The 15,096-nt window shown below is 57.7% G+C and carries 18 protein-coding genes; 11 read left to right on the top strand and 7 right to left on the bottom strand.

The window, feature by feature from the left end; translation table 11 throughout:
* The first annotated feature begins 107 nt into the window (after nt 1–107).
* The 9 genes from FN806_RS06890 (at nt 108) to yddG (ending at nt 7,355) form a co-directional block, all read left to right on the top strand.
* Nucleotides 108–494 (top strand): hypothetical protein, encoded by a 387-nt coding sequence (locus tag FN806_RS06890; RefSeq protein WP_142635432.1) that lies wholly within the window; start codon nt 108–110, stop codon nt 492–494.
* Nucleotides 491–1,462, top strand: coding sequence for a sterol desaturase family protein (locus FN806_RS06885; RefSeq protein WP_142635430.1), 972 nt, complete (start codon nt 491–493; stop codon nt 1,460–1,462). The genes FN806_RS06890 and FN806_RS06885 overlap by 4 nt, the downstream gene beginning before the upstream one ends.
* A gap of 88 nt (nt 1,463–1,550) precedes the next feature.
* On the top strand, nt 1,551–1,739 hold the full coding sequence (locus tag FN806_RS06880) for a hypothetical protein (RefSeq protein ID WP_142635428.1): 189 nt from the start codon (nt 1,551–1,553) through the stop codon (nt 1,737–1,739).
* A gap of 85 nt (nt 1,740–1,824) precedes the next feature.
* Nucleotides 1,825–2,658 (top strand): EAL domain-containing protein, encoded by an 834-nt coding sequence (locus FN806_RS06875; protein ID WP_142635426.1) that lies wholly within the window; start codon nt 1,825–1,827, stop codon nt 2,656–2,658.
* 179 nt (nt 2,659–2,837) lie between these two features.
* A complete protein-coding gene (locus FN806_RS06870; RefSeq protein ID WP_142635424.1) occupies nt 2,838–4,013 on the top strand; it encodes an acetyl-CoA C-acetyltransferase in 1,176 nt (391 codons plus the stop codon).
* A 7-nt stretch (nt 4,014–4,020) separates the two neighbouring features.
* Entirely contained in the window at nt 4,021–4,407 is a 387-nt protein-coding gene (locus FN806_RS06865; protein WP_142635422.1) for a hypothetical protein, read from the top strand.
* A 113-nt stretch (nt 4,408–4,520) separates the two neighbouring features.
* Nucleotides 4,521–5,243: an acetoacetyl-CoA reductase gene (gene phbB, locus FN806_RS06860; RefSeq protein WP_142635420.1), complete on the top strand. Its 723-nt coding sequence runs from the start codon at nt 4,521–4,523 to the stop codon at nt 5,241–5,243.
* A gap of 301 nt (nt 5,244–5,544) precedes the next feature.
* Nucleotides 5,545–6,492 (top strand): transcriptional regulator GcvA, encoded by a 948-nt coding sequence (locus FN806_RS06855; protein ID WP_142635418.1) that lies wholly within the window; start codon nt 5,545–5,547, stop codon nt 6,490–6,492.
* Entirely contained in the window at nt 6,489–7,355 is an 867-nt protein-coding gene (gene yddG, locus FN806_RS06850) for an aromatic amino acid exporter YddG (protein WP_142635416.1), read from the top strand. Before FN806_RS06855 ends, yddG begins: the two co-directional genes overlap by 4 nt.
* Here yddG and FN806_RS06845 read toward each other — a convergent pair.
* The 3 genes from FN806_RS06845 to FN806_RS06835 form a co-directional block, all read right to left on the bottom strand.
* On the bottom strand, nt 7,352–7,516 hold the full coding sequence (locus tag FN806_RS06845) for a YdcH family protein (RefSeq protein WP_142635414.1): 165 nt from the start codon (nt 7,514–7,516) through the stop codon (nt 7,352–7,354). The genes yddG and FN806_RS06845 overlap by 4 nt on opposite strands.
* 121 nt (nt 7,517–7,637) lie before the next feature.
* Nucleotides 7,638–8,411 carry a tRNA1(Val) (adenine(37)-N6)-methyltransferase gene (locus tag FN806_RS06840; protein WP_142635412.1) on the bottom strand — a complete coding sequence of 258 codons (774 nt, stop codon included), beginning with the start codon at nt 8,409–8,411 and terminating at the stop codon, nt 7,638–7,640.
* Complete coding sequence (locus tag FN806_RS06835; protein ID WP_142635410.1) at nt 8,408–8,623, bottom strand: putative signal transducing protein; 216 nt, start codon at nt 8,621–8,623, stop codon at nt 8,408–8,410. Before FN806_RS06835 ends, FN806_RS06840 begins: the two co-directional genes overlap by 4 nt.
* Nucleotides 8,624–8,679: 56 nt before the next feature.
* Here FN806_RS06835 and FN806_RS06830 point away from each other — a divergent pair, with 56 nt between their 5' ends.
* Nucleotides 8,680–9,678 carry a polyprenyl synthetase family protein gene (locus FN806_RS06830; RefSeq protein ID WP_142635408.1) on the top strand — a complete coding sequence of 333 codons (999 nt, stop codon included), beginning with the start codon at nt 8,680–8,682 and terminating at the stop codon, nt 9,676–9,678.
* Here FN806_RS06830 and FN806_RS06825 read toward each other — a convergent pair.
* The 4 genes from FN806_RS06825 to soxR all read right to left on the bottom strand — a co-directional run bounded on the left by FN806_RS06825 (nt 9,671) and on the right by soxR (nt 14,536).
* Nucleotides 9,671–10,492, bottom strand: a complete 822-nt coding sequence (locus FN806_RS06825; protein ID WP_142635406.1) for a 4-(cytidine 5'-diphospho)-2-C-methyl-D-erythritol kinase — start codon at nt 10,490–10,492, stop codon at nt 9,671–9,673. The two genes, FN806_RS06830 and FN806_RS06825, sit on opposite strands and share 8 nt — an antisense overlap.
* Entirely contained in the window at nt 10,482–12,290 is a 1,809-nt protein-coding gene (locus FN806_RS06820) for a tetratricopeptide repeat protein (protein WP_142635404.1), read from the bottom strand. The genes FN806_RS06825 and FN806_RS06820 overlap by 11 nt, the downstream gene beginning before the upstream one ends.
* Nucleotides 12,291–12,297: 7 nt before the next feature.
* Nucleotides 12,298–13,944: an electron transfer flavoprotein-ubiquinone oxidoreductase gene (locus FN806_RS06815; RefSeq protein ID WP_142635402.1), complete on the bottom strand. Its 1,647-nt coding sequence runs from the start codon at nt 13,942–13,944 to the stop codon at nt 12,298–12,300.
* A gap of 136 nt (nt 13,945–14,080) precedes the next feature.
* The gene (gene soxR, locus FN806_RS06810) at nt 14,081–14,536 is read right to left on the bottom strand and encodes a redox-sensitive transcriptional activator SoxR (RefSeq protein ID WP_142635400.1); all 456 of its coding nucleotides are present in this window, start codon (nt 14,534–14,536) and stop codon (nt 14,081–14,083) included.
* Nucleotides 14,537–14,622: 86 nt separating this feature from the next.
* Between soxR and FN806_RS06805 the strand changes: the two genes are divergently transcribed.
* A complete protein-coding gene (locus FN806_RS06805; RefSeq protein WP_142635398.1) occupies nt 14,623–15,003 on the top strand; it encodes a VOC family protein in 381 nt (126 codons plus the stop codon).
* Nucleotides 15,004–15,096: the final 93 nt, after the last annotated feature.

Genomic DNA, 15,096 nt, shown 5'->3' with positions numbered 1-15,096 from the left:
AGGGTACCGTGATCCCCAACCGGTGCTTCAGGTCGAATTTCAGCTTACGCGACGCCACCTTTGACAGCCAAGCCTCCGCTTTGCAGTTTGTGGGTCAGGAGGATGTCATGCCGCTGGAGATATTGTTAGTTCTGGTCGTTGGGGGGATCGGCGGAATTACTATTCTGCTGCATCTGACGGGCCGTTCGCGGCAGTTCGCCCTGACGCCTGATCTGGCCCGCGCGCAATGGTCTCGCCATTTCCCAGATGACGTGATCGCAGATGTAACCGTAGCGCATGACCAACGTACCGCGCTGATCCGAACCACAACCGGTTCGGGCCTTTTGTGGTCGTTCGGCGCGGATACCGTGGCTCGCCACCTGCAGGATTATGACTGGATCGAGCATCCGGACGGATTCGAAGTTCAGTTTCATGATTTCGGAACCCCCTCAACCCGCATCCACCTCGATGACATCGAACGCGCCCACTGGCGACACCTGATGGAGCCCGCATGACCGACCAGATTTCCTTTCCCGATGCCGTGCAATGGGCAGTCCCGTTCTTTATCGCCGCAATTCTGGCCGAGTTCGTCTGGATCGCTTTCAAAGGCCGGGGCGGGCGCTATGAAACGCGGGATGCGGTCACCTCGCTGATCATGGGCGCGGGCAATATTGCCTCGGGGTTTCTGCTCGGTTTCATCGCCTACGGGTTCTTTATGTGGTTGTGGCAGATTACTCCGCTGAACCTGGGCACCTCGATCCCGGTGATTGTCCTGTGCTTTTTGCTGGACGATTTGCGTTACTATTGGGTGCATCGGTTCGGGCATCGCATCCGTTGGGTCTGGGCCAGCCATGTGAACCATCATAGCTCTCAGCATTACAACCTGACCACAGCGTTGCGTCAGACCTGGACTTATACATTCACCTTCATGATGGTCGTGCGCGCGCCGCTGATCCTGCTGGGGTTTCATCCGGCAATGGTTCTGTTTGTCGGCGGTCTGAACCTGATCTATCAGTTCTGGATTCACACCGAGGCCATCGGCAAGATGCCCCGCTGGTTCGAGGCGGTTATGAACACCCCCAGCCACCACCGCGCCCATCATGGCCGCAACGCGCGCTATCTGGATTGCAACTATGCTGGCGTGTTCATCATCTGGGACAAGATGTTCGGCACCTTTGTGCCAGAGCAGGTCGATGACAAGGTCGACTATGGGTTGGTTCACAATATCGGAACCTTCAACCCGTTGCGCGTCGCTTTTCACGAATGGGTCGGAATCTGGCAGGATGCCACGCAATCGGGGCTAACTTTGCGCCAGCGGTTGGCCTATTGCTTTGCCCCACCCGGTTACAGCCATGACGGCAGCCGGGATAGCTCGGAGCAGATCAAAGCCAAGCATATCTCACGCAACCCCAGGGATCGAGGGACGCCCGGATTTGAGCATTTTGAGACCGAAACGCACAAATCCGAAGCAAAACAAGCTTGAATCCGCCGGTCACGTGCTGATTTTCTTGAAAATTGGCTCAGCCTGCACATATCCAAACGATGTGCATTACGAGTGACCGGAGATTATCATGACCCGTTGGACAACATTTTCCACAGTTTTAGGTCTGATAGGCCTGCTTCTCGCAATGCTGACAGCGCTGGCCGCCGGGACCGCAACGCTGATCGCGTTTGGACTGGCCATGATGGTGCTGGGTTTTACGGGTTCAGTTATTGGTGCCGCGAGATCTCTGGGACGTGTTCTGGACGCAGCCCGCTGACATTTTCATTTCCATTAACCGCAGATTCACATCTTTGCCCTGAAATTGGATCCTGACCGACGACGGTAGGGAAGCGATTTCGATCATGCGGGACAGGAAACTGGCAGATTTACCCGAAGGATCAGACAGCCCGTTAAACGCGGCTGTGCTGTCGCGCGACAACTCAACGATCCAGATGGCTACGGATGCTGTCAAACACAAACAGTGCAAACTGGCCTTTCAACCGGTCATGCAGGCTAACGCGCCACATGGTATCGCCTTCTACGAGGGCTTCATCCGGGTGCTGGATGAAACCGGTCGTGTCATCCCGGCACGCGAATTTATGCCTCAGCTTGAAAACACCCCGATTGGCCGCGAATTGGACTGCATCGCGCTTGAGATGGGCCTGCGCACATTGGCGCGCACCCCGGACATCCGCATGTCGATCAATATGTCCGCACGGTCGATCGGATATGGACGTTGGTCGCGTGTTCTTGACCGGTTCATGAAAAAAGACGCCAGTATCGGTGAAAGGCTGATCCTTGAAATATCCGAAAGTTCGGCCATGACCGTGCCGGAACTCGTGGTTGATTTCATGGACCGGTTGCAACCACGTGGCGTTGCATTTGCGCTGGATGATTTTGGTGCTAGCAATTTCTACTTCCGCCATTTCCGCGAGTTTCTTTTTGATGCCGCCAAGATTGATGGCCAATTCATCCGCGGCATCAGTGAAAACCCTGATAATCAGGCGCTGGTTCGTGCCCTGATCGCAGTTGCAAGGGAATTTGAGATTCTGGTCACGGCCGAATCGGTCGAAACCAAGGCGGATGCTGAGTTTTTGGTGGCCAATGGCGTCGATTGTCTGCAAGGATTTCTGTTCGGCGCACCTACGGTTTCTGCGCCCTGGAAAACGGAAAACGAACAGAAATCGGCGGGTTAACCCCAAAAAACCAGAGACCTTGGGTCCTGAGACAAGCTGCCCGTTGCTGCAAATGCAGCATTGCGCTATTGCAGTGATACTTGAGCGGGGGATTACGGGGCGCTCTTGTTGCGGGGGGAACCTCTCGACCTGCGCCGTCAGACATTCCGCCGGACCATGACGGTAAAGGACTGATCATAATGACCAATGTAGTTATCGCATCCGCCGCACGTACAGGCGTCGGCAGCTTTGGTGGTTCGTTTGCGAACACCGCAGCCCATGATTTGGGCACAGCCGTTCTTGAAGCCGTTGTCGAACGCGCCGGAATCGAAAAAGGCGAAGTCAGCGAGACAATTTTGGGTCAGGTTCTGACCGCAGCCCAGGGTCAGAACCCGGCGCGTCAGGCGCATATCAACGCCGGTCTGCCGCAAGAAAGCGCGGCCTGGGGCATCAACCAGGTCTGCGGATCCGGCCTGCGCGCCGTGGCACTGGGCGCACAGCATATCCAACTGGGCGATGCTGATATCGTCGCTGCTGGCGGACAAGAGAACATGACCCTGTCGCCCCATGCCGCCGCTCTGCGCGCCGGACAAAAGATGGGCGACATGAAGTATATCGACACAATGATCCGCGATGGACTGTGGGATGCGTTCAACGGGTATCACATGGGTCAAACCGCCGAAAACGTTGCTGAAAAGTGGCAGATCAGCCGCGATATGCAGGATGAATTCGCCGTCGCAAGCCAGAACAAGGCCGAAGCTGCGCAGAAGGCAGGCAAATTCGCCGATGAGATCACCCCCTTTACCATCAAGACCCGCAAGGGTGACATCGTGATGGACAAGGACGAATACATCCGCCACGGCGCAACCATGGAAGCCATGGCCAAACTGCGCCCGGCTTTTGCTAAGGACGGATCGGTCACCGCCGCCAATGCCTCGGGCCTGAACGACGGCGCGGCTGCGACCCTGCTGATGTCGGCGGCAAATGCCGAAAAGCGCGGGATTGAGCCTCTGGCGCGGATTGCATCTTATGCTACCGCTGGTCTGGACCCGTCGATTATGGGCGTCGGCCCGATCTATGCCTCGCGAAAGGCGCTGGAAAAGGCGGGCTGGTCGGTTGACGATCTGGATCTGATCGAAGCCAACGAAGCCTTTGCCGCACAAGCTTGTGCAGTGAACAAAGACATGGGCTGGGACCCGTCCATCGTGAACGTCAATGGCGGCGCCATTGCCATCGGTCACCCGATCGGCGCCTCGGGCTGCCGCGTTCTGAACACTCTGTTGTTCGAAATGAAGCGGCGGGACGCGAAAAAAGGTCTGGCGACTCTGTGCATCGGTGGCGGCATGGGCGTCGCCCTATGTGTCGAGCGCGACTGATCTAACAATGCCTTCTCGGCCCACTCTTATTTCGGCCCTTGTGATTTGCTTTGCAGGGGCCGCAGACGCACAGAACCGTCAACCGCTTTCGACCAGCCTGACGGAGTGCAGCGTCATCTTTACAGAGCTGGCCGAGCTGAGAGCACGCCGGAACAAGGACCAAACAACCACAGACGCCGTGCTTGCCAGCGCGGCGTTATTCGTTGTGGAGGCTCGTGATCAGGCCGCAATGGAAGGCATTAAGAACCCCTACAAACACATCCAGTCCGCGCAGGTTCGATTGTCCGAGACATGGCACGTTCGCTTTGGCAATTTGGCTCTGCTGAACGAAAATAAGGACTGGATCGACTATTGCCGTGCATTGGGTAAAGATCGTGGCCTCACACTACCCTGAGGCGAAACCAAAAACCCCAGCGCTGCGGCAACTTGCCTGCGCAATATTGTTGCGCTGGTTGGTTCGGAATAGTAACAGCATTACCAAGACGACTTAAATTGGAGGATTCCTAAATGGCACGAACAGCACTCGTCACCGGCGGTTCCCGCGGCATTGGCGCAGCAATTTCCAAGGCGCTTAGGGCCGAAGGGTACAATGTTGCAGCCACCTACGCGGGGAACGACGAAGCCGCCGCGAATTTCACCGACGAGACCGGAATCGCCACCTACAAATGGAACGTTGCGGATTATGACGAATCCAAAGCGGGCATCGAAAAGGTCGAAGCCGAGATTGGCCCGATCGACATCGTTGTTGCCAATGCCGGCATCACCAAGGACGCCCCATTCCACAAAATGACACCCGAGCAGTGGCATCAGGTGATCGACACCAACCTAACCGGCGTATTCAACACCGTTCACCCGGTTTGGCCTGGCATGCGTGAGCGCAAGTTTGGCCGTGTCATCGTCATCAGCTCGATCAACGGTCAAAAGGGTCAGTTCGCTCAGGTGAACTATGCCGCAACCAAGGCGGGTGACCTGGGAATCGTGAAGTCGCTGGCGCAGGAAGGCGCGCGCGCGGGCATCACCGCCAACGCTATCTGCCCCGGCTATATCGCAACCGAAATGGTCATGGCTGTCCCCGAGAAGGTTCGTGATTCCATCATCAGCCAGATTCCAGCGGGCCGACTGGGCGAACCGGAAGAGATCGCACGCTGCGTTGCTTTCTTGGCCTCTGAAGACTCGCAATTCATCAACGGATCGACCATCTCGGCCAATGGTGCTCAGTTCTTCGCCTAAGTTGGCTGCCAAAATGCAAGCGGGCCGGTTCTAAGCAGAACCGGCCCTTCTTTTATCCCGTAAGACCGCGCGCGCTGCGATCAGCGGGAACCGAAAATCCACTTCAACACATTCAGAACCGCTTTGCCCCGCGCCTCATGCGCGCGCAGAATCGCCGATTGTGCAGCTGGATTTGTTGTCATCTCAATCATGGCAGCCTCTCAGTTCAAAACAGTTTTCCTTGACTTATGAGCAATATGAACTCTAGTTGGCAAAGCCGCAAACGAGCTTTATTGAACATTCAGTTAAGAATTTCTATACTATGAGCGACTACCTGCCGCCCTTGACCGCTTTGCGTGCCTTTGATGCCGCCGCCCGGCACATGTCTTTTGCCAAAGCCGCGGCAGAGCTGCATGTAACGCCTGCGGCCCTGTCCTTTCAGATCAAATCCCTTGAGGAGCATTTGGGCCGCCCTCTGTTTCACCGCCTGAACCGCGCGGTGGAGCTGACAGAGGCTGGGCGCACCCTGGCCCCGGGCGCCGCGGATGGATTTGCCACGTTACAAGCCGCATGGCGCGCCGTGAGCAGACAGGGTGACGACACTAGCCTGACCGTCACAGCGGGCCCTGCCCTGACGGCCAAATGGCTGGCGCCCCGCCTGTACGAATTTGCCCGCGCACATCCCGAAATAGATCTGAAATTCTCGGCCACGTTACGCATCATCGACCTTGAACGGGATGATGTGGATGTGGCCATCCGATTTGGCGAAGGTGCGGATAAGGGGCTGTATTCCGTGCCAGTGCGCCGGGAATGGCTGACGCCGGTCATGACGCCCGAGCTCGCCCGCCAGTTCACCACGCCGGAAAGCCTGCGGGATGCACCGTTGATCCATGACGCCTCGATCCGCTTTCTGACCCCACCCAGTGATTGGCCCGCCTGGTTCAGGGCCGTGGGCATCGCACATACCCCGACCCATGGTGCCGAGTTTTCGAACGCCGATCACGCAATTGACGCGGCTGTTGCGGGCGTTGGCGTCGCGCTTGGCCGCCGGGCCATGATCCTGAAAGATCTGACCGAAGGCACGCTGGTCGCACCTTTCAAGACCGCCATCGAAACAAAGGGGCGCTTTCGCTTCCTGTGCCTCTCGGGGGCCGAGAACCGCCCTCAGATTGCGGCGTTTCGGGATTGGTTTCTGGCCGAGATTGAAAAGACCGCACATATATCCGATGAGTTCGACATCATTCCAGTCGAGGACCTGTCAGCCGCATGACCCGAAACCGCGCCACTACTATCGGTTTTGTCGCCGTTTTACTCTGGTCCCTTCTGGCCCTGTTCACCGTCGGCTCAGCCCCCGTTCCTGCGCTTTTGCTGAATACGATCTGTTTCTCGATCGGGGGGACGCTGGGGCTGATCTGGACCTGGGCCAATGGCGGGCTGGGGCAGCTGCGGACCGTGCGTTGGACCACCTATCTGTTTGGCACCATCGGGTTGTTTGGCTATCACGCACTCTACTTCTCGGCCCTGCGCATGGCCCCTGCAGCCGAGGCCGGGCTGATTGCTTATCTCTGGCCCCTGTTGATTGTGCTGTTCTCAGGTTTGCTACCGGGCGAGCATCTGCGTGCAGGGCACCTGATCGGAGCCTGCCTGGGCTTTGCTGGGGCCGCTGTGATCATCGCCGGGGGTGGTGGCGCAGGATTTCAGGCCAGCCACCTACCCGGTTACGGGCTGGCGCTGCTGTGTGCTCTGACCTGGTCGGGCTATTCCGTTATGTCCCGTCGTCTTGGGGATACGCCCACAAGCTCTGTCGCTGTGTTCTGCATCTTTACCGCCATCGCCTCGGGTGGTCTGCATCTAGCCATCGAAGAAACCGTTTGGCCGGGCACGGCCTTTGGCTGGGCTTCGATCGCGGCACTTGGGCTGGGGCCTGTTGGTCTGGCGTTCTATGTCTGGGACATCGGGGTCAAACAAGGCGACATTCAGATTCTTGGCACCGCCTCTTATGCAGCGCCCCTGTTGTCTACCGTCGTTTTGGTGGTTGCCGGGATCGCAGCCCCATCCTGGGGTCTGGCAATCGCAGCCATCCTGGTCACCGGCGGCGCGGCCATAGCCGCGCGCGCCAGCCTTAAAAGTTAACTGGAAAGTCGCTCTATCTCTTCCTTAAGCCTTAGCTTCTGTTTCTTGAGTTGAGCGATATGGAGATCGTCGATGCCTGGCGCGCGCTGGGCTTGTTCTACTTCGAGACCGAGAGTTTCGTGCTTCTTCTTCAGTTCCGTCAGATGTGCGCTCACGCTCATGGCGATACTCCTTCATTGGTGTCTCTGAATAACGTAGGAAGTTGAGCACATCGTTTCCAGCCTGTCACGCTGCAGACGCACAGATTCTATAATAAATCTGACAAATTCGGCTGGTTGGCGCCTATTGATCCGAAAACCCGTTCAGCGCAGCACCGTCGCGCAAAACGGACGATATCTGAGAGGTATAGCTTTCGCCGTCTTTTTCGTGACGCACACCCTTGTGCAAAATCAGCGGGGCATGCAGTTGAAACGCAGACCGACCGCCTTTTCTGGCCCTAAGGACCACCAATTGAGCCTTCCGACCTGCCCGCGCGGCCAGAGGCAGAACCTCGACTGAGCCAAGCCGCCCCGCACAGGCTGACAGCATGTCTGGCAACCGATCGGCCTTTTGGATCATGTGCAGATAGCCCCGCGGTGCAAGGCGCTTTGCCGCACAATCGAACCAATCGCGCAACGGTGTATCCTCGCCCAAGGCAATTCCGCGACCCGAGTCCGCCGCAGGGCTGTGGGCACCGGCCAAGTAATAGGGCGGATTCGCAATCACATGATCGAACTGCTGTTGTTTCAGTTCAGCGGGCAGTTTGCTCAGATCGGCCTGCACCACTGTCAGCGCCTGCGCATTCTGATCCGCGTTGCGGGTGGCCAGATCGGCATAGGGCGATTGCAGCTCAACACCCGTGGCGTTCAATCCCGGCACGCGCGCCATCAGGCACAAGATGGCGGCACCAGCGCCACATCCCAGCTCCAGCACGGATTGCCCAGCCTTGGCCGGCACCGCTGCCGCCAGCAAGACAGGATCGACCCCGGCGCGATAGCCGGACAGGGGCTGCCAAAGCCGAACGCGCCCATTCAGAAAGTCGTTCAAACTTAGCTCTGGGTCAGTGAATTGCGTCATCGGCCCAGCGGGATCTCGTTGTCGCGCATCACCCGTTCAGCGCGGGTCAAATCATCGGTCCGCACCATAAGGCGACGCGGGAAAATACCGATGCCGCCTTCTAGGATGCTCATATTTACGTCCATCTGAAAGCAGTCTATATCCTCGCCCTGAAGTAGGGCGGATGCAAAGGCCAGGATCGTCGGATCAGTGCTGCGCAAAAGTTCTTTCATGGGGATGGATGTAAGGGCAAGGTGAGGCGGAAGTCGAGCCTTGTATCAGGAGTGTGATGAACATCAGCACAGTCTCAAAACCGCATGAGCGGCTGGCCGAGATTCTTTCGGGTGAAATGGACGCGGTCAATGACCTGATACGCACGCGCATGGCCTCAGAACACGCGCCCCGCATTCCCGAAGTCACCGCACATTTGGTCGAAGCGGGTGGCAAGCGCCTGCGTCCGATGCTGACACTGGCCGCGGCGCGGCTGTTCGACTATGCTGGGGACCATCATTTGCGTCTGGCGGCAACGGTTGAGTTCATCCACACCGCGACCCTGTTGCATGACGATGTTGTCGACGAAAGCGCACAAAGGCGCGGACGGCCAACAGCGAATCTGCTTTGGGACAACAAATCCAGCGTTCTGGTTGGGGATTACCTGTTCTCACGCAGCTTCCAGCTTATGGTCGAGACCGGGTCTCTTAGGGTTCTGGACATCCTTGCCAATGCGTCTGCCACGATCGCCGAGGGCGAAGTGCTACAGATGACTGCTGCAACCGATCTGGGCACGGATGAGGCCATCTATCTTCAGGTTGTGCGCGGCAAGACCGCAGCCTTGTTCTCAGCCGCAACCGAGGTGGGCGGGGTCATCGCCCAAGCGTCAGAGGCCCAGGTCAAGGCGCTCTTCGATTATGGCGATGCGCTGGGGATTGCCTTCCAGATCGCTGATGACCTGCTGGATTATCAGGGCGACAGCAAAGCGACCGGCAAGAATGTCGGCGACGACTTCCGCGAGCGTAAGCTGACGCTGCCAGTGATCAAGGCGGTGGCGCAGGCCACCCCCGAAGAACGCGCCTTCTGGCAGCGCACCATAGGCCGGGGCCGTCAAGAGAGCGGTGACCTCGAAACCGCTCTTGGTCTCATGGGTAAATACGGCACGCTTGCGGCGACACGAAAAGATGCGCTTGGCTGGGCCAACAAGGCTAAGGCGTCGTTAGGCATTCTGCCCGACCATGAGATCCGTACCCTGCTAAGCGATTTGGCAGACTTCGTTGTCGCGCGCCTTAGTTAAGCTGAACCGCACGGCACCACCAGTCGGGGTGGGCTGCGCCAATCTCATAGGCGGCAAAATGGGCAGCTTTCATCGTCGGGTACAGCGCGAAACAGGTCGATCCTGACCCCGACATGCGCGACAACAGCGTCTTTTTTGTATCCTTTAGTGCGTCCAGCACCTGCGCGACGTCGGGAGCCAGAGAAGTGGCCGGACTTTCCAGGTCGTTTCGCTGTTTTCCCAACCATTCGGCGCAATCCTGAGGAGCCTCAAATACGGGTATTTCCTCTGCCATAGGCGGGTTTTCCCTGCATTGCAAAGCCGCGAAAATAGCAGGGGTTGGAACCTCTACGCCCGGGTTGACCAACAAGGCCGGTAGATGCGGGAGCGTGACTGGGTCCAAACGTTCTCCGATGCCGCGCATACGGTTGGGACTGGCCGACGTGCAAACAGGAACATCCGCCCCTAGGCGCAGCGCAGTTCCCGGCGGAATAGCTCCACCCTCATCTTCTATCATCCGCAAAGTTGCGGCGGCATCGGAAGAACCGCCACCGATCCCGCCCCCATGCGGCAGCACTTTGTTCAGGTCAATATGCCCAGTCCAGCCTGCAGCCTCGGCGGCTTTCCACACCAGATTGCGACTATCGCTTGGCACACCCGCCGCATGTTCGCCGGTGACAGAGATCGACAGCGCCTCACCTGCGGTGAAATGCAGCGTATCGCCCAGATCGGCAAACACCACGAGCGAATCCAACAGGTGATAGCCGTCCACGCGCTGGCCGGTGACGTGCAAGGTAAGGTTGATCTTGGCGGGCGCGAAAGCCTTAGCCTTCATTGGCGACCTTCAGCGGCGCGGCACCTTCTTCGATCAGAACCTCGTCCAGCCCGACCTCGATCTTGCGGCGAATACGCTCGGGGTCGGCCTCACCATCGGCGTCTTCGAGGTCAATGAAAGACAATGCCCGCTTCCACTGGAACTCGGCTTCGCGTGCGCGGCCCACGGCCCAGTAAACGTCACCCAGGTGATCATTCACCACTGGGTCTACCGGCATCAGCTCGACGGCACGCTCCATATGCTCGACCGCCTCTTCATAGCGGCCCAGTCGAAACAGAACCCATCCCAAGCTGTCGACGATATATCCGCTACCAGGGCGTGCGGCGACGGCGCGTTCGATCATGCCAAGCGCTTCGTCCAGATTTTCGCGCCGTTCTACAAGCGAATAACCCAGATAATTCAAGACCTGCGGTTGGTCGGGGTTAAGTTCTAGCGCACGGCGGAAATCGGCCTCAGCATTGTCCCACTGCTTTAGTCGCTCGTACGAGATACCACGGGCGTAGTGCAGGAACCAGTTGCCGCCACCATCAGCATCAATCAATTCAATCGCTGTGCTATAGGTTTCGACAGCCGCAGCATAGCTTTCTTCACGTCTTTGCAAATCAGCCAGCGCCACGTGAACACTTGGCAGATCCGGTCTCTGCGTCGCAAGGGTCTGCAAGACTTCTTCCGCCGCATCGGTTTTGCCTGCCGTGACAAGCACCTCGGCCCGGCCCAGTTCAGCAGCGTGATAGTCACTGCTGCTCGTGGGCACTTTGCGATACGCTTCGACGGCAAGATCGTATTGCTCCAACTCGTCCAAAAGTTCGGCACTCAACAAGATTGCGTCCACGTGATCCGGGCGCAGAAAGGCTGCGACCTGCGCATAAAGCAAGACGTAATTCTCAGCCGCCTCACTGCTGAGCGCGGCTCCCACGGAAAAGAACACTTCTGCGATACCGTCCTGCGATGTGCGGACATGAGTAAAGGGCAGCGTTTCGCCAGCGCTCAGACGCGCTTCGTACCCTTCAATCGAGGGATCAGAGCCCGACTCGAACACGTCATCCAGAAACTGCAGCGCATCCTCATTGCGGTCCAGCTGCGACAGAACCTCGGTCCGTGCCAGCGCTGCGCGGCGGGTAAATCGCGCCACAACACCATTATCGGCCGCAAAGACTGCTTCGGCGCCTTCAAAGTCTCCGACCGAGGCCAGTGCCAAAGCTTTGTGGTAAAGCGCGAACTCGCGCAGACCTTCCTGCGCTGCAACTTGGTCAAACTGCTCCAGCGCGCTGGTCATCGCACCCTGGCCCATATGGGCCCAGCCCAATATTAACCCGTCAACCAGCGGCCCGACGCCTTGCGTTTCGGGGTCGCGGGCCAGCAGTTCATCCAGCTTGCCTTCAGCCACCAGATTAGCGGCAATCGCCATTTTCGCGGGCTGGTTGGGCAGACCTAACTCTTCGATGGTTTGGGCAATCGGCAAAGCGCGCTTAACCTCGCCCAGCGACAAGCGCGCAACGACGACATTCTCCAGCAACCGGTCATTTTGAGGATCTGCGCGCAATGCTTGCGCAAAATATTTCTCAGCCGCCGTATAGTCGTCCTGAAAAATCGCCTGACGCCCGGCAAGATACGCACCGAACCCAGTGTCGGCATAAGCCGGAATGGCGAATGACGTGGTAAACAGCACAGCCAACGCTGTGCGACGAATGAGAAAAGTCACCAAATTCCTGCCTTGCGATTGTCGGTTGCGCAATAAGCTAGGGCTTTGACCAGAAAGAGGCAATGGCAGAGCCTTCACGACGCCGCCATTGCCCATTTTTCGCTTACATATTGGGATAGTTCGGACCATCCCCTCCCTGTGGCGTGGTCCAGGTGATATTCTGGCTGGGATCTTTGATGTCGCAGGTCTTGCAGTGAACACAGTTCTGAAAGTTGATCACGAATCGCGGACCATTTTCATCCTCGACCATCTCATACACGCCCGCCGGGCAATAGCGCTGTGCCGGTTCGTCGAATTCGGGCAGATTGACACTGACCGGAATCGCCGGGTCCGACAGTTTTAGATGGCAAGGCTGACTTTCCTCGTGGTTCGTCATCGCGAACGAGACGTTGGTCAGGCGGTCGAAGGACAGCGTGCCATCCGGCTTTGGATAGTCGATCGGTTTATGTTTACTGGCTTCTTCAGTCGATTCCGCGTCGTTCTTGCCGTGGCCCAGAGTGCCAAACAGCGAAAAGCCTAGAGTGTTTGTCCACATGTCCAAACCGCCCAGCGCCAGCGAGGGCATCAGACCCCACTTTGACCACATCGGTTTGACGTTGCGCACTTTCTTGAGGTCTTTGCCGATGGCACCTTCGCGAACATCTGCTTCATAGACAGTCAATTCATCGCCCGAACGCTCGGCTTTGATGGCATCAAATGCCGCCTCGGCCGCAGCTTTGCCAGACAGCATCGCGTTGTGGTTGCCCTTGATGCGCGGCACATTGACCATGCCCGCCGAACAGCCCAGCAGCGCCACGCCTGGCGCGACCAGCTTGGGCATCGATTGATATCCACCCTCAGTAATAGCACGAGCGCCATAAGCCACGCGCTTGCCGCCTTTCAGCAGCTCGGCCACCATCGGATGATGCTTAAAGCGTTGGAATTCCATATAGGGGTACAGGTGCGGGTTCTTGTAATTCAGGTGAACCACAAACCCGACATAGACCTGATTGTTTTCCAGGTGATAGATGAACGATCCGCCGCCCGCGTTGCTGCCCAGGGGCCAGCCCATCGTATGGGTGACGGTGCCTTCCTTGTGCTTGGCCGGGTCGATCTCCCAGATCTCTTTCATGCCAACGCCGTATTTCTGGACTTCTTTTCCGGCTTGCAGATCGTATTTCGCGATCACTTCCTTGGACAGCGACCCGCGGACACCTTCGGACAACAAGACATATTTGCCGTGCAGCTCCATGCCCGGCTCGGTGTTCGGGCCGTAGGAGCCATCGGCCTCAAGGCCGAAGACACCGGCAACAACGCCTTTGACTTCACCATTGTCGCCATAGACCAGCTCGGAACAGGCCATGCCGGGGAAGATTTCCACGCCCAGCTCTTCGGCCTGTTCAGCCATCCAGCGGCAGACATTGCCCATCGACACGATATAGTTGCCGTGGTTGTTCATCAGCGGCGGCATCGGGAAGTTCGGAATGCGGATTTTTCCGGCCTCACCCAGCATATAGAAGTTATCTTCGGTAACCGGCGTGTTCAGCGGCGCACCTTTTTCCTTCCAGTCCGGTATCAGCGCATCCAGGCCGCACGGGTCCAGCACCGCACCTGACAAGATATGCGCACCCACCTCCGAGCCCTTTTCCAGAACGACGACGTTCAAATCGGCATCCAGCTGTTTCAGACGGATGGCCGCCGACAGTCCCGCGGGGCCGGCGCCCACGATCACCACGTCATATTCCATCGCTTCGCGTTCAATCTCGGCCATTGCGGGCTCCTTCGCTAACTTTCCGAATTGGCGCATCTAACGCACGGTCGGCGCAATTTTGTTTCACGGCTGATTACATGCTGGGAAAGCCACAGGTCAATCGAAACACGGCGTAACTATGCCGCTATGCGGCAGATCACGTGTCCGGAGTGTCACCCATCAGGTATCTGGGGCCACTTCCCTTGGATTTGGCACGGTCATCAGGATTGTAAAGAGCACATTTGGGCAAACTAAGGCACCCACAACCAATGCATCCGTCCAGATTGTCACGCAGGCGCATCAACGTATCGATTCGCTGATCCAGATGCGACCGCAGATCCTTGCTGATGTTTTTCCAATCCTGCGGCGTTGGTGTACGATTTCCGGGCAAGCCGGACAGGACTTCTCGGATTTCGGGCAGGGTTAGTCCGAATTGCTGCGCTATCATCACAAAACTCAACCGTCTTATGTCGGCGCGCTGATATCGCCGCTGCCCACCCGCATTGCGCCATGGGGCGATCAGACCCTGCGCCTCGTAATATCGGATCGCTGAAACCGCCAGCCCGGTGCGCTGGGCCAAAGCGCCTATTGCCAGCCCCTCTGAAATCGCCATCTCGCCCTCAAAAAATTCCTTGACCTAAAGTTAGGTTTAGAAATTACGGTGAGTCGGGACAAGCCTCAAATTGAATAGGAGATCCCATGATGGCGACACTTGAACACACCAATTTCACCGTCCGCGACCCGCAGGCTTCGGCAAAATGGATGCAGGACGTCTTCGGTTGGAAAACCCGCTGGGAAGGCCCTGCAATCGCGGGTGGCTATACCGTGCATGTCGGTAGCGCACATACCTACCTGGCGCTTTATGCACCCAGCGATCCCAAACCATCGGGTGAAAGCAGCTATGACATCATCGGGGGGCTGAATCATGTCGGCGTTCTGGTCGAAGACATCGACGCAACCGAAGACAAGGTGGTCAAAGCAGGTTTCACCCCCAAGTCGCATGCAGATTACGAGCCCGGCAGGCGGTTCTATTTCGATGATGAGAACGGCATCGAGTTTGAGGTGGTGCAATATGCTTGAAACACTCTGGATGGCCTCAACCACCTGGAAATGGCAGCGCGGTCAGCTGTTTGGACAGCGTAACAGGTGCCCACGGCGCCCAATTCAACGGCG

Source organism: Ruegeria faecimaris, assembly GCF_900182615.1.
Lineage (GTDB): Bacteria > Pseudomonadota > Alphaproteobacteria > Rhodobacterales > Rhodobacteraceae > Ruegeria > Ruegeria faecimaris.
Note: the sequence above shows the minus strand (reverse complement) of the source record. Positions and strands in the feature narration are given on the sequence as shown.

Coding starts and splice junctions, on each gene's coding strand:
- FN806_RS06855 (WP_142635418.1), top strand. CDS start 5,545: ATGAGCGACTACCTGCCGCCCTTGACCGCTTTGCGTGCCTTTGATGCC.
- FN806_RS06870 (WP_142635424.1), top strand. CDS start 2,838: ATGACCAATGTAGTTATCGCATCCGCCGCACGTACAGGCGTCGGCAGC.
- FN806_RS06820 (WP_142635404.1), bottom strand. CDS start 12,290: ATGGGCAATGGCGGCGTCGTGAAGGCTCTGCCATTGCCTCTTTCTGGT.
- FN806_RS06840 (WP_142635412.1), bottom strand. CDS start 8,411: ATGACGCAATTCACTGACCCAGAGCTAAGTTTGAACGACTTTCTGAAT.
- phbB (WP_142635420.1), top strand. CDS start 4,521: ATGGCACGAACAGCACTCGTCACCGGCGGTTCCCGCGGCATTGGCGCA.
- FN806_RS06875 (WP_142635426.1), top strand. CDS start 1,825: ATGCGGGACAGGAAACTGGCAGATTTACCCGAAGGATCAGACAGCCCG.
- FN806_RS06865 (WP_142635422.1), top strand. CDS start 4,021: ATGCCTTCTCGGCCCACTCTTATTTCGGCCCTTGTGATTTGCTTTGCA.
- FN806_RS06805 (WP_142635398.1), top strand. CDS start 14,623: ATGATGGCGACACTTGAACACACCAATTTCACCGTCCGCGACCCGCAG.
- FN806_RS06880 (WP_142635428.1), top strand. CDS start 1,551: ATGACCCGTTGGACAACATTTTCCACAGTTTTAGGTCTGATAGGCCTG.
- soxR (WP_142635400.1), bottom strand. CDS start 14,536: ATGGCGATTTCAGAGGGGCTGGCAATAGGCGCTTTGGCCCAGCGCACC.
- FN806_RS06890 (WP_142635432.1), top strand. CDS start 108: ATGCCGCTGGAGATATTGTTAGTTCTGGTCGTTGGGGGGATCGGCGGA.
- FN806_RS06885 (WP_142635430.1), top strand. CDS start 491: ATGACCGACCAGATTTCCTTTCCCGATGCCGTGCAATGGGCAGTCCCG.
- FN806_RS06845 (WP_142635414.1), bottom strand. CDS start 7,516: ATGAGCGTGAGCGCACATCTGACGGAACTGAAGAAGAAGCACGAAACT.
- FN806_RS06830 (WP_142635408.1), top strand. CDS start 8,680: ATGAACATCAGCACAGTCTCAAAACCGCATGAGCGGCTGGCCGAGATT.
- FN806_RS06815 (WP_142635402.1), bottom strand. CDS start 13,944: ATGGCCGAGATTGAACGCGAAGCGATGGAATATGACGTGGTGATCGTG.
- FN806_RS06825 (WP_142635406.1), bottom strand. CDS start 10,492: ATGAAGGCTAAGGCTTTCGCGCCCGCCAAGATCAACCTTACCTTGCAC.
- FN806_RS06835 (WP_142635410.1), bottom strand. CDS start 8,623: ATGAAAGAACTTTTGCGCAGCACTGATCCGACGATCCTGGCCTTTGCA.
- yddG (WP_142635416.1), top strand. CDS start 6,489: ATGACCCGAAACCGCGCCACTACTATCGGTTTTGTCGCCGTTTTACTC.